The sequence below is a fragment of the Treponema ruminis genome (genome assembly GCF_014201975.1).
GTDB classification, from domain to species: domain Bacteria; phylum Spirochaetota; class Spirochaetia; order Treponematales; family Treponemataceae; genus Treponema_D; species Treponema_D ruminis.
Genome location: NZ_JACHFQ010000005.1, coordinates 292,332 through 304,210 on the forward strand (window position 1 = coordinate 292,332; position 11,879 = coordinate 304,210).

At 46.0% G+C, this 11,879-nt stretch carries 12 protein-coding genes; 10 read left to right on the forward strand and 2 right to left on the reverse strand.

All coding sequences use genetic code 11. From position 1 onward, the window contains the following. Positions 1–50 precede the first annotated feature (50 nt). The 4 genes from HNP76_RS09175 (at position 51) to HNP76_RS09190 (ending at position 3,173) form a co-directional block, all read left to right on the forward strand. Entirely contained in the window at positions 51–1,403 is a 1,353-nt protein-coding gene (locus tag HNP76_RS09175) for a citrate/2-methylcitrate synthase (protein ID WP_184659730.1), read from the forward strand. A gap of 3 nt (positions 1,404–1,406) precedes the next feature. After that, positions 1,407–2,240, forward strand: a complete 834-nt coding sequence (locus HNP76_RS09180; protein ID WP_184659732.1) for a pseudouridine synthase — start codon at positions 1,407–1,409, stop codon at positions 2,238–2,240. Positions 2,241–2,329: 89 nt separating this feature from the next. Then, positions 2,330–2,770: a putative toxin-antitoxin system toxin component, PIN family gene (locus HNP76_RS09185; RefSeq protein ID WP_184659734.1), complete on the forward strand. Its 441-nt coding sequence runs from the start codon at positions 2,330–2,332 to the stop codon at positions 2,768–2,770. A gap of 10 nt (positions 2,771–2,780) precedes the next feature. Further along, positions 2,781–3,173, forward strand: coding sequence for a toxin-antitoxin system HicB family antitoxin (locus HNP76_RS09190; RefSeq protein ID WP_184659736.1), 393 nt, complete (start codon positions 2,781–2,783; stop codon positions 3,171–3,173). A 47-nt stretch (positions 3,174–3,220) separates the two neighbouring features. On the opposite strand, the gene thrH is transcribed toward HNP76_RS09190, so the two are convergent. Beyond that, entirely contained in the window at positions 3,221–3,829 is a 609-nt protein-coding gene (thrH, locus tag HNP76_RS09195; RefSeq protein WP_184659738.1) for a bifunctional phosphoserine phosphatase/homoserine phosphotransferase ThrH, read from the reverse strand. A gap of 488 nt (positions 3,830–4,317) precedes the next feature. Here thrH and HNP76_RS09200 point away from each other — a divergent pair, with 488 nt between their 5' ends. From HNP76_RS09200 to aroF, 4 genes are all read left to right on the forward strand, one after another. Further along, positions 4,318–5,142: a sigma-70 family RNA polymerase sigma factor gene (locus HNP76_RS09200; RefSeq protein ID WP_184659740.1), complete on the forward strand. Its 825-nt coding sequence runs from the start codon at positions 4,318–4,320 to the stop codon at positions 5,140–5,142. Between the two features lie 57 nt (positions 5,143–5,199). Continuing rightward, complete coding sequence (locus tag HNP76_RS09205) at positions 5,200–6,570, forward strand: divergent polysaccharide deacetylase family protein (protein WP_184659742.1); 1,371 nt, start codon at positions 5,200–5,202, stop codon at positions 6,568–6,570. 12 nt (positions 6,571–6,582) lie between these two features. After that, positions 6,583–7,623, forward strand: a complete 1,041-nt coding sequence (tsaD, locus tag HNP76_RS09210; RefSeq protein WP_184659744.1) for a tRNA (adenosine(37)-N6)-threonylcarbamoyltransferase complex transferase subunit TsaD — start codon at positions 6,583–6,585, stop codon at positions 7,621–7,623. Between the two features lie 375 nt (positions 7,624–7,998). Beyond that, positions 7,999–9,012: a 3-deoxy-7-phosphoheptulonate synthase gene (aroF, locus tag HNP76_RS09215; RefSeq protein ID WP_184659746.1), complete on the forward strand. Its 1,014-nt coding sequence runs from the start codon at positions 7,999–8,001 to the stop codon at positions 9,010–9,012. Between the two features lie 134 nt (positions 9,013–9,146). Here the strand turns inward: aroF and nifH are convergent, their stop codons facing one another. Further along, positions 9,147–9,998 carry a nitrogenase iron protein gene (nifH, locus tag HNP76_RS09220; RefSeq protein WP_184659748.1) on the reverse strand — a complete coding sequence of 284 codons (852 nt, stop codon included), beginning with the start codon at positions 9,996–9,998 and terminating at the stop codon, positions 9,147–9,149. Between the two features lie 154 nt (positions 9,999–10,152). On the opposite strand from nifH, the gene HNP76_RS09225 reads away from it, so the two are divergent. Both HNP76_RS09225 and HNP76_RS09230 read left to right on the forward strand, forming a co-directional pair. Continuing rightward, positions 10,153–10,578 (forward strand): RrF2 family transcriptional regulator, encoded by a 426-nt coding sequence (locus tag HNP76_RS09225; protein WP_184659750.1) that lies wholly within the window; start codon positions 10,153–10,155, stop codon positions 10,576–10,578. 49 nt (positions 10,579–10,627) lie between these two features. Then, positions 10,628–11,794 carry a trans-sulfuration enzyme family protein gene (locus HNP76_RS09230; protein ID WP_184659751.1) on the forward strand — a complete coding sequence of 389 codons (1,167 nt, stop codon included), beginning with the start codon at positions 10,628–10,630 and terminating at the stop codon, positions 11,792–11,794. Positions 11,795–11,879: the final 85 nt, after the last annotated feature.

Consider the following 11,879-nt stretch of genomic DNA (forward strand, 5'->3'; position numbering starts at 1 on the left):
ATTTTCACGAAAATTGCATAAATATACACAAATATGCAAAGGAGCACGCTATGACAGAATCAGAAAGTTTGTTTATCGGCAGATTGTCCGTTCTTGCGGAACGAAATGACCCAATCGACAAAAGCCTTTACGACAAATACGATGTCAAACGCGGTCTCCGAAACAAAAACGGCACCGGTGTTCTCGTCGGACTTACCAGCATCGGTGATGTAGTCGGTTACGAAGTTCAGGACGACAAAAAAATCGCGATTCCTGGCCGCCTCGTCTACCGCGGCTACAATGTTGAAGATTTGATTAAGGACGCCGAGGCCAACAATCAGTTCGGCTACGAGCAGTGCGTTTATCTTCTATTATTTGGTGAGCTTCCAACACAGTCTGAGCTGGATCATTTCAAGGAATATCTGGGTTCTCTCCGCCAGCTTCCTGACAACTTCACTGAGGACATGATCATGAAGGCTCCTTCTGCCGACATCATGAACAAACTTGCCCGCGGTGTCCTTGCTTCTTATTCTTACGACTCAAACCCGGAAGACCGCTCGCTCTCAAATGTTTTGCGCCAGTGCATCGAGCTTACTTCACGATTCTCAACACTCACTGCCTACGCTTATCAGGCAAAGCGCCGCTACTACGACGGAAAATCAATGTACATCCACAATCCGCTCCCGGAGCTTTCAACAGCCGAGAATTTCCTTCGCCTCATCCGAAACAACAAGGCTTTCACAGACGAAGAAGCAAAACTTCTCGACCTGGCCCTGATTCTTCACGCTGAGCACGGTGGCGGTAACAACTCTTCCCTCACTGTTCATGTAGTTTCTTCCGCTGATACGGACACATATTCTGCAATCGGTGCGGCAGTCGGCTCACTCAAAGGACGCCGTCACGGTGGTGCCAACATTCAGGTTTCCGCAATGATGGACGACATCAAGGAAAACGTAAAAGACTGGTCAAGCGAAACCGAAGTAAAGCGCTACCTTGAAAAAATTGCCAACAAAGAGGCTTTCAACCGCACAGGCCTTATTTACGGTATGGGTCACGCCGTCTACACAATCAACGACCCGCGAGCTACAATCCTGCGTGACAGGGCTGCAAAACTCGCTCACGAAAAGGGCCTCGACGAAGAATATAATCTTTACAAGATGGTCGAAAAATTCAGTCCGGATATTCTCTACGAAAAGCACGGCGACGGCAAAAAAATCTGTGCAAACGTCGATTTGTACTCAGGCTTCGTCTATTCCATGCTCAACATTCCTCAGGAACTTTTCACCCCGATTTTCGCAATTTCCCGAATCGCAGGCTGGAGTGCCCACCGAATCGAGGAAATCGTCGCAGGCGGAAAGATTTACCGTCCGGCATACAAGAATATTTCTGCAGAACGCGCATACGTTCCGATTGAGAAAAGATAAGCAATGGATAGAATCGATAAAATCTTGTCTCATCACGGATTCGGCTCACGAAAAGACGTCAAGAAGCTGCTCCGTGACGAGCTTGTCAGCGTAAACGGCAAATTTGTTTACGATCCGGGCTTTCAGATTGACATTTCAAAGGACGAAGTTGTCGTAGACGGAGAAAGAATCCGCCTCCAGCACGACGTCTACATCATGATGAACAAGTGCCAGGACGTAGTCTGCGCCAACAAGGACGGCGAGCACCGCACAGTCTTTGACCTTCTCGACGAATCCCTGCGCCATAAATTCCTGGGCGGGGACCTTCACTGCATGGGCCGCCTCGACATCGACACCGAAGGACTTCTGATTCTCACGACCGACGGGCAGCTTACCCACAGACTGCTCGCACCAAAGACTCACGCTCCCAAAACATACGCCGTGGGTCTGCGGGACAGCCTGACCGAAGAAGAAAAGGCAAAATACACAGAAAAGTTTTCGAAAGGCTTCTGGATTGACCGCGAAGGAAGCGAAAACGGTTTTGATGCAGAACCGGCAGAAATTCAATTCACAATGAGCAATGAAGAAAACAACAAATCCGCCGCACGGATGCGGCAAAAAGCAAATGAAACCGCGAATCGCGAAAGCGAGTCGTCACGACAGGATGTCGTAATTGACTGCTTACTTACGATTTACGAGGGAAAATTTCACCAGGTAAAGCGCATGTTCGCCCAGCTGGGAAATGAAGTCGTGTACTTAAAGCGAGTAAAGATGGGGCAGCTGGAGCTTGATCCGGCCATTCCCCTCGGCGGCTACAGGGAACTTACCGAAGAGGAAATTGAGCTTTTAAGCAAGTAAGAAAATTCATGCTCTCCGTGATTTTACGGAGAGTTTTTTTTATAATTTTTTTTCTTGCAAAGTGCAAGCATATATGCTATCATTCAATCATGAGAGTGGTATTAGACACTTGCGTAATTTTTCAGGCATTGTATTCTCAGAGCGGGGCATCACACGCCATTCTTCAAATGGTTCGAAACGGCGATTTGCAAATTGTCATTTCCACACCGGTGTTTGTAGAATATTGCGATGTCTGCTTACGAAAAAGCTCACTGGAACTCTTCGAGCTCACCGAAGAAGATGTCTGGGATGTGCTTAATTTCATCGCCTACATAAGTGTCAAAATTGATATTAAGTATCTCCTGCGGCCAAATCTGCAGGACGAAGGTGACAATCTCATAATGGAGCTGGCTTTTGCATCCGATTCCCGCTATTTAATCACCAAAAACGTGAGGGATTTCACTTGCAACAGCGACCTTCATTTTGACGGAGTAACGGTAATCACGCCCGCAGATTTCATGCAAAAGGTCATCAGGGGCAAAAGTAAATAAGGGGGGCTTTATGGCAGTTTCAAAATTTGAGTCAGCAGAAAAGACAAGCGTTCTCACTATCAGGGTTCCACATGAACTTAAAGAGCGCATAGAGTTTATGGCCGAACAGCAGGGAGTTTCAATCAACCAGTTTGCACTTTACGCCTTTACCAAGCAGCTTTCCGAAATCGAAAATTCCGAATATTTCCAGCAGTTCATCAAAAATAAAACCCGACAAGACTTGCTGGCCGGGTTTGACAGGGCTATGGGTAAGGTTAAATTTCGGGCTCAAAACGAAGACTGGGACTCGCTCAAAATTGCGGATTCTACTTCCGATTCGCCGGAAGAGCAGCAGCGCATACAAAAGGCACTCGAGGGCAGCAAACGCAATCCAAATGTGACTTTCGAGATAAAGCGCACTTAGCCAGCTTTTCTGCCCAAAGGTCTTTTAAAAGCCGCTGCTTTTAAGCCTTATTTTTCGTCAATCACTTTGCAGATTGCTTCGTAAAGCTCATCGAACTCGGTGAAGGCAGGAATGTTCGGGCAGTCGGCTTTGATTTTGTCCGTTGTGCGGAAGAGAAAGCCGGCTTTGCTTGCCTGAATCATGCCAAGGTCGTTGAAGCTGTCACCAGAAGCGATTGTCTCAAAGCCGATTGACTGCAGGGCCTTTACGGTTGTGAGCTTAGATTTTTCGCAGCGCATTTTGTGGCGAACGATAAAGCCGTTTGAATCAACTTCGAGGGAGTTACAGAAAATTGTAGGCATGCCCATTTTTTTCATGAGAGGGGCTGCAAATTCCTCAAAAGTGTCGCTCAAAATGATTGTCTGGCACTTTGCGCGGAGCTTGTCCATGAATTCCTTGGCACCAGGGAGAGGAGCAATTTTTGCGATTGTGTTCTGAATGTCCTTGAGGGTGAGTCCGTGCTCTTTCAAGATATTGATTCGGAACTGCATGAGCTTGTCGTAGTCAGGCTCATCACGAGTGGTGCGTTTAAGTTCTGGGATTCCGCTTTCTTCAGCAAAAGCAATCCAGATTTCCGGAACCAAAACGCCTTCCATATCCAAACATGTAACGTACATAAAATCTCCTCAAATGAAAAGAGAACATTCTGAAATCAACTTTTCATTCAATTACTTGTTTCTTTTTATAGAATTATTGATTTATTTTATCAAAAAACTTGAAATTGTAAAATACTGAGTTAAAATTTTTATTGATAAATAAATTCGGGCCGGCTATGGAACCCCTTTAGTTGCTTCGCGTAGTGAAGCAATGAGCGTTAGCGTAAGGGTGGAACAGCCGCAGCAAGTTGATTGCCCTATATAAAATTTTATACACTTCTATTTTTTTTCTCACCAGTGTGCAAAAATTTATACGCATGAAATAATTTTTTATAACATTTTTTACACTTCCCTATTTTTATTTTTCTCAGCAACACTTTTTTTCTAATTTCTATTTCTTTATATTATATAGAGTTACATTTTTCTTTCTCTTTTTTTGCTTTTTATTTTTAAACTTGGCACGGTTCATGCTTACACTTTTATGGATTTAAGATAGACAGGAGTTGATTATGAAAATGTATGAGATGTATTTGAAACAGATTCAGAGATACCCTCTTTTAAGCCTCGAAAGTGAGCGGGAGCTTGCAGTTAAAATCTCTGAAGGAGACAAAAAGGCCATAAGCTGCCTCGTAAATTCAAATCTTCGTCTCGTTGTCAGCATTGCGAATAAATTCAAGAAGACATACAAGGTTTCCGTAATGGATTTGATTCAGGAAGGAAATATGGGACTCATGGCGGCAGCCGAAAAATTCTCACCGGACTACGAAAACCGCTTCTCGACATATGCCTATCCATGGATTTTGCAGTACATGCTCCGTTTTCTTCATAACAAAACGGCAATCATTTCAATTCCCCAGCGCAAGGAAGAAGTTCTGCGCCGGATTTCGACAATCCAGAACGAGTACAGGGAAGTTACCGGCAAAAAAGCAAGCAAAAAGGATCTCGCACGCTCACTCGGAATCTCAGAAACTGAACTCAACAACGCACTTGACTGTCTTTACACATGCACAAGCCTGGACTCACAATGCAAGGAAGACGGCACCGTGACAGTCGGCGAGCTTATCCCGGATTTTACCTACGACCCGGAGCGCAATTTCTTCATCGAAATCGCAAAAAGCAACATCAAGCAGCTGGTTTCGGAACTTTCTGAAAAGGAACGATTTGTAATTTCCGGTCGCTATAATTTTGACGGACTGGTTCACGCACCGACATTGCGGGAAATCGGCCAGTCACTGGGAGTTTCAGCAGAAACCATCCGCCAGACAGAAATAAAGGCCCTGCAGAAAATCAAGAAAGCCCTGAACGAAAAGACACTGGAATTGTATACGGCATAAAATTTTTCAAAAGCGCATAGAATAGAATTCAAAAAAGCACTAAAATAGAAAAGTTCTATGCCTAAAAAAACAGTTCCAGCAAAAAAACGAAAGACATCACGTACTCGGGCAAAAAAGCCAAAGGTCAAGCTTGCAAAAAACAAAGTCGCGCTCTTTTCGGGACTAGTGTGCTTAATCTGTGTGCTTGCGATTGGCCTCAGCGTCCTTCTGAATCAGGGCGAAAAGCAAAATCTTCCCAAAACAGAAGTTCTTGCAAAGGCTGAACCGGCTGCAAAATCAGAAAAAACAGTCGAAAAGACAAGGCCTGAAGTAAAGGCAGAAAAAGCAAAGACTCAGGAAAAGAAAGCGGCTCCAAAAAAGGAAGCGAATACTCCAAAAGAAGAAAAAAAGACTCAAAAAACGCCTGCAAAAAAGGCAGATTCTCAGAAGAATACAGTCGTAAAGGAAAAATCTGCGCCGACAATTCAGCCCCTTCAGACTCAGCCGGTAAGGCAGCAGGAAGAAAAAACTGTAGAAAAGAAAAATAATAAGGCTGAAAAAAAGAACTCTTCTTCCCAGCCAAAAATCATCACAAAGGAAATGAAAGAAAGTTCTGCCGTAAAGACTCTTCCTTCAAACCACACTTCTCAGGCAGGAAATATTCAGCCGCAAAAAAATAGCGGGGCGCAGATTGCATCTGTTATGCCACCCAAAGAGCAGGAGACTATTCAGCAGAACGTTCCCCGAAACCGCTTCGACATTCCTCCGGCTGCAAAGGGAGCGACAATCGTAATCGTAATTGATGATGCAGGCCGCAGCGTTGAGAACACCAGGCGATACGCATCCCTCCCCTTCCCGATTACAATCGCGGTTTTGCCGAAACTGCTCCAGTCGAGGGCCTGTGCTGACGCCGTTCGCGCCGCAGGAAAGGAAGTGATTTTGCATCAGCCCATGCAGTCGATGAACCTGAATCTTGATCCGGGGCCTGGAAAAATCACGGCGGACATGAATTCTTATCAGATTGCTTCTATTATAAAGGAAAATCTTGCCGAGCTTGGACCGGGCGTTCGCGGAATGAACAACCACGAAGGCTCCCTCATAACGGCAAATGAAATAAAAATCGGTGCGGTTCTTGAAGTTTGTGCCGAAAAAGGAATATACTTTTTTGACTCGCGGACAACGGCCGAAACAAAGGCTCCGCAGGCCGCACTTGAACGGGACATGACGATTTTTGAAAAAGCAGGCCCTTATCTGGACAATGACATAGACAGGGCAAAAATGCTTGAAAGGATGAGGGAAACACTGGCCTATGCAAACAGGCACGGAAAGGCCCTCGTAATCGGTCATGTGGACAAAAGCGTAAAGATTCTCCCCGACCTTCTCGCGGAGATGTACCCTGAAATGAAAGCGGCTGGCTACAGATTCGCCACGCCAAGTATGTTGAGATAAAGAGGAAGAGACATGAAAGTTCTTGGTATTGAATCAAGCTGTGATGAGACAGCATGTGCAATTGTTGAAGACGGAAAAAAGATTATCTCGAATGTTGTGGCGACACAAATTCCTTTCCATCAGGTTTACAAGGGAGTCGTGCCGGAAATTGCAAGTCGAAAGCACGCTGAATGGATTTTGCCGGTTGTACGACAGGCTTTGACCGAAGCAAACATGACTCTCGACCAGGTTGACGCTATTGCCGCCACAAACAGACCGGGCTTAATGGGAAGTCTTTTGGTCGGCCTCACTTTCGGAAAGACACTTGCATGGGCCACAAACAAGCCTTTTATCGCAATCAACCACATGCTCGGGCACATTTATGCGGCTCATCTTGCAAACGATATCGAATATCCTTACCTTGGTCTGCTTGTCTCAGGCGGCCACTCAATCATCGCAAAAGTCAACGGCTTTGATGACCTTGAAGTTTTGGGAACTACCATTGATGACAGCGTTGGCGAGGCTTTTGATAAGGTTGCAAAATTCTACGGACTTGGTTATCCGGGCGGAGTAATAATCGACAAGCTCGCTCAGGCAGGCGACCCGAAATCATTCGCTTTCCCGGTTCCAAAACTCGACAAGCGTGAAAACAACCGCTACGACGTTTCATTCTCAGGGCTCAAGACAGCCGTAATCCATCAGGCAGACATGTTCCTAAAACCGGGCTACGAAAAGACAAACGAAAATATCTGCGCGGCTTTCCAGGAAACAGCCTGCAAAACGCTCACTTCGCGTCTTTTCCGAGCAGTTGAGGACACAGGAATAAAAACAGTTGTTGCAGGCGGTGGCGTTGCGGCAAACTCAAGACTTCGTGCAATCCTCGCTGAACGCACCGACATCAAGTGCATCTTCCCGCCGTTAAAGCTCTGCGGTGACAACGGAGCCATGATTGCAGGAGTAGCCTACCACTTCTTAAAGCGAGGCGACACAAGCGGACTAGACACAACAGCATGCGCGCGCATTCCGCAATTCAAGCGGGGACTAGCTAACCTCGAAGCATTTGGGCGAAGATAGTCCCGCTTAAATTGCTACGGCGGCAAGAACGCTGGCCGCCGCGCAATTCAAACGCGGGCTAGCGAATTTGGAAGCTTTTGGCAGAAGATAGGCTTGACAAAAATCTTAAAAAGGTATTAAATAATCCACATGAATCGCAACACTTCTTATGCGACAGAAAAATCTTTCTCTAGCCAGTTCGCTTCTTTTACGAAGGCTTACTCTTATTATGGCTATTTTTATTTTTCTCGTGTCCGCAGTGGAAGTCAAACGCCGTGTTTTAATGCGTAAAGTTGCGAAATTACTTGGCAATTATAAGGACTTCCACAAAAGGAAGTCCTTTTTTTATGTCCAAGATTCCGAAACGCGTTCGGAATTACACACAAGGAGAATAAAATGATTGTTGTTTTGAAAAACGGTGCTGAAAAGCAGAAGATTGAAGAGTTAAAAAAGAACCTCAATGAAAAGGGGCTTGAAATCCATGAGTCAAAGGGAAAAGACGTCACCCTCTGGGGTCTTGTTGGCGACACAAGCCGAATCACTCCAGAAGAACTGTTGGCAAACGATATTGTCGAGAGCGCTCAGCGGGTAAAAGCTCCCTACAAGCAGGCCAGCCGCAGCTTCCATCCGGAGGACACGGTTATTGATGTAAAGGGAAATAAAATCGGCGACGGTAAAATCTGTTCGATTATGGCAGGTCCTTGCTCAGTCGAGACAGAAGAGCAGATTATCGAAGTCGCAAAGGCTGTAAAAGCCAGCGGTGCAAGATTCTTGCGAGGCGGTGCATTCAAGCCGAGAACTTCTCCCTACTCTTTCCAGGGTCTGGGAGCCGAAGGTCTTGAACTTCTCAAAATCGCACGCAAAGAAACAGGACTTCCAATCGTAACCGAGCTTATGGCAATCAACCAGATTCCGCTTTTCGAGGACGTTGACATCATTCAGATTGGTGCACGCAACATGCAGAACTTCGACCTTCTCAAAGAGGTCGGCAAACTCAAGAATCCGATTCTCCTTAAAAGAGGCCTTAGCGCAACCGTAAAAGAATTCTTGATGAGCGCGGAATATATCATGGCGAGCGGAAACGAGAACGTAATTCTTTGCGAGCGGGGAATCCGAACATTCGACAACTACACCAGAAACTGCCTTGACCTCAGCATCGTTCCATACTTAAAGAAAGAAACTCACCTTCCAGTAATCATCGACCCAAGCCACGCATGTGGAATCCGTTGGATGGTTCCGACTCTCGCAAAGGCGGCGGTTGCCGTTGGTGCCGACGGTCTTATCATCGAAGTGCACAACAACCCGGAAAAGGCACTTTGCGACGGCGAGCAGAGCCTGACTCCTGCCCAGTTCGACGACTTGATGAAGGTGCTAGGTAAATACGCAGCCGTTGAAGGAAGGACAGTATAAAAGCGGGCGTTGCGGGCGGCGTCTGAGCCCGCTAGAAGGGGGTGCGGCACAACATCGTGTGACGCAGGGGGAAGACATTCCCCCTCCCATTGTTTCCCCCTTGATTGCACATTGCAAAAGGCTCGCTGCCGATTTTAGATTGAGTAGTTTCCTTCCGGCTCCATCATTCCGTTTTCGATGAGAATTTCTTCAAGTCGTTCCTGTGTGATTGGAGTTGGAATTGTGAAGTTTGTGTTTTCATCGATTGCCTGAGCCAAATCACGGTAAACCTGTGCCTGAGAGCTGTCCGGGGCATACTCAATTACAGTCTTCTTGCGGATTTCTGCCTGCTGAACGATGTTGTTTCGAGGAACAAAGTAAATGAGCTGAGTGTTGAGCTCTTTTGTGAAAGCACGGAGCAAATCAAGCTCGCGGTCTACGTTTCGGCTGTTACAGATGATTCCGCCCAATCGGACGTCACCGCGCTCTGCATAGCGGGCAATACCTTTACAGATGTTGTTTGCAGCGTACAAAGCCATCATTTCGCCTGAAGCAACGATGTAGATTTCCTGAGCCTTGCCCTCACGGATTGGCATAGCAAAACCACCACAGACAACGTCACCCAATACGTCGTAGAAAACATAATCCAAATCTTCTGTATAAGCACCCAGGTTTTCAAGCATAGAAATAGAAGTGATGATACCGCGTCCTGCACAACCAACGCCTGGCTCCGGTCCGCCTGACTCTACGCAGCGAACGCCCTTGAATCCGACTTTCTGCAAGTCATCGAGCTGAATTTCTGTCTTGTTGTCACGGATTGTGTCCAAAACAGTTTTCTGATGAAGACCACCAAGAAGAAGTCGTGTTGAATCAGCTTTAGGGTCACAGCCAACAACCAAAACTTTTTTTCCAAGTTCAAGCAATCCTGCTGTCAAATTCTGTGTGGTTGTTGATTTTCCAATTCCACCCTTTCCGTAAATAGCTATCTGCCGAAGTTTTTTTGCCATTTTTGCACCTCTTTATTTTATTTTTCTATTACCTATTGCAAAACTAGGTTTATTGCATTATTATGATATTAACCTACTGTGTCAATAGGTATCGAGCGGGAAAATCGCAGATTAACATCATGTTAAGGAATCTTTAAAGATAGGAATATAAGCTATGTTAAAAATTTCAACTAAAGGACAGTATGCATTACTCATCATGACGGAACTTGCAGAGCAGAATCAGGAAAGCTACATTCCTCTCAAACTGCTCTCGCACAGGCACAACCTTTCCTCAAAATATCTGGAGCAGATTCTGATTCAACTGAGCAAATCAGGGCTTGTAACAGGCTTAAGGGGAAATAACGGCGGCTACAAGCTGACCCGCCAGCCGGAATCATACACGGTCGGAGAAATTTTGCGTGCAATGGAAGGAGATTTGAATCCTAGAACAATCTCGGACACGCCGACAGTCAGTTCTGTGGGAAACGATGATTTCTGGGATGAGTTCAACACGGTAATAAACAACTTCGTTGACTCAAACACTCTGGAACAAATTGCAGAGAAAAACCGTCAGTTCAACGGATACGATTATTGCATATAACATCTGTGTATATCTGTGTGAATCTGTGGTTAAAATTTAGGAGAATATTATGAACATCGACACCATTTGCGTTACGGGAAAATCAGGCTACGAGCCCTGCGATAAGACTGGCGCAATAGCTCTTCCAATTTATCAGTCGGCAACATTTGCACATCCGGCTCTTGGTCAGTCAACCGGCTACGATTACTCGCGCTTAAAAAATCCGACCCGCGACTATCTTGAAAAACTGGTCGCTTCGCTTGATCAGGCAGAATTTGGCTTTGCCTACAACTGCGGACTTGCGGCAATCACGGCCCTTTTCGATGCGATTATCCTCAATAAAAAGGAAGGAGAGAGACTTCATGTAATCTGCTCGGACGATCTTTACGGCGGAACTGAGCGATTTTTGAACTCAATCGGAAAAAAGCTGGGCTTCGACACGACTTTCACCGACACGACTGAGGTCGAAAACCTGAAAAAAGCCGCTGAGCCAAACACAAAAATCATCTTCATTGAAACGCCAGGCAATCCCCTGATGAAAATCACTGACATCAAAAAGACGGCGGACTATGCCCACTCAATCGGTGCGATTTTAATCGTTGACAACACCTTCCTCACGCCCTACCTACAGCAGCCTCTTTTGCTCGGTGCGGACGTCGTCGTTCAGAGCGGCACAAAATTCCTCTGCGGCCACAACGACACACTCGCAGGCTTTGTCACGACAAACGACAAAAATCTTGCAGAAAAACTTGAAATCATAACAAAGACAACAGGCTCAGCCCTGCCTCCATTTGACAGCTACATGCTGGTTCGCGGAATCAAAACCCTTTCCGTCAGGCTCGACCGCCAGTGCCAGAACGCGCTTAAAATCGTCGAGGCTCTTAAGAAAAATCCCCGCGTAAAAGGAATCCTCTTCCCTGGAATTAAAGAAAGCAAGGGCTACGAGATTTCAAAAAGTCAGGCCAGCGGATTTGGCAGCATGATTTCATTTTATGTTGACAGCAAGGAGACTGTAGAAAGAGTCTTGAAAAACGTAAAAATCATTCACTTTGCGGAAAGCTTAGGCGGAATCGACACTCTGATTACCTACCCGGCCACCCAGACTCACGTTGACGTGCCAGAGGAAGAGCGCAATGCACGCGGAATCACGGACACTCTTCTCCGGCTGAGCGTGGGCATTGAAAACGCGGATGATTTGATAGAAGATTTAAGCCAGGCCTTGCAGTCAGACTTTTAAAGCAAGTCCTTCTTCTCGAAAAAGTAAAAATCTACTTTCGTACAGATTAAGCATCTACTCAAAGCTTGTGAAAAACAGTAATATA

What these genes read in the sequence shown, in the direction of transcription:
- nifH (WP_184659748.1), bottom strand. Translation starts at nt 9,998, where the DNA reads ATGGCAAAAAAACTTCGGCAGATAGCTATTTACGGAAAGGGTGGAATT.
- HNP76_RS09200 (WP_184659740.1), top strand. Translation starts at nt 4,318, where the DNA reads ATGAAAATGTATGAGATGTATTTGAAACAGATTCAGAGATACCCTCTT.
- HNP76_RS09190 (WP_184659736.1), top strand. Translation starts at nt 2,781, where the DNA reads ATGGCAGTTTCAAAATTTGAGTCAGCAGAAAAGACAAGCGTTCTCACT.
- HNP76_RS09180 (WP_184659732.1), top strand. Translation starts at nt 1,407, where the DNA reads ATGGATAGAATCGATAAAATCTTGTCTCATCACGGATTCGGCTCACGA.
- HNP76_RS09205 (WP_184659742.1), top strand. Translation starts at nt 5,200, where the DNA reads ATGCCTAAAAAAACAGTTCCAGCAAAAAAACGAAAGACATCACGTACT.
- HNP76_RS09175 (WP_184659730.1), top strand. Translation starts at nt 51, where the DNA reads ATGACAGAATCAGAAAGTTTGTTTATCGGCAGATTGTCCGTTCTTGCG.
- HNP76_RS09230 (WP_184659751.1), top strand. Translation starts at nt 10,628, where the DNA reads ATGAACATCGACACCATTTGCGTTACGGGAAAATCAGGCTACGAGCCC.
- HNP76_RS09225 (WP_184659750.1), top strand. Translation starts at nt 10,153, where the DNA reads ATGTTAAAAATTTCAACTAAAGGACAGTATGCATTACTCATCATGACG.
- HNP76_RS09185 (WP_184659734.1), top strand. Translation starts at nt 2,330, where the DNA reads ATGAGAGTGGTATTAGACACTTGCGTAATTTTTCAGGCATTGTATTCT.
- aroF (WP_184659746.1), top strand. Translation starts at nt 7,999, where the DNA reads ATGATTGTTGTTTTGAAAAACGGTGCTGAAAAGCAGAAGATTGAAGAG.
- thrH (WP_184659738.1), bottom strand. Translation starts at nt 3,829, where the DNA reads ATGTACGTTACATGTTTGGATATGGAAGGCGTTTTGGTTCCGGAAATC.
- tsaD (WP_184659744.1), top strand. Translation starts at nt 6,583, where the DNA reads ATGAAAGTTCTTGGTATTGAATCAAGCTGTGATGAGACAGCATGTGCA.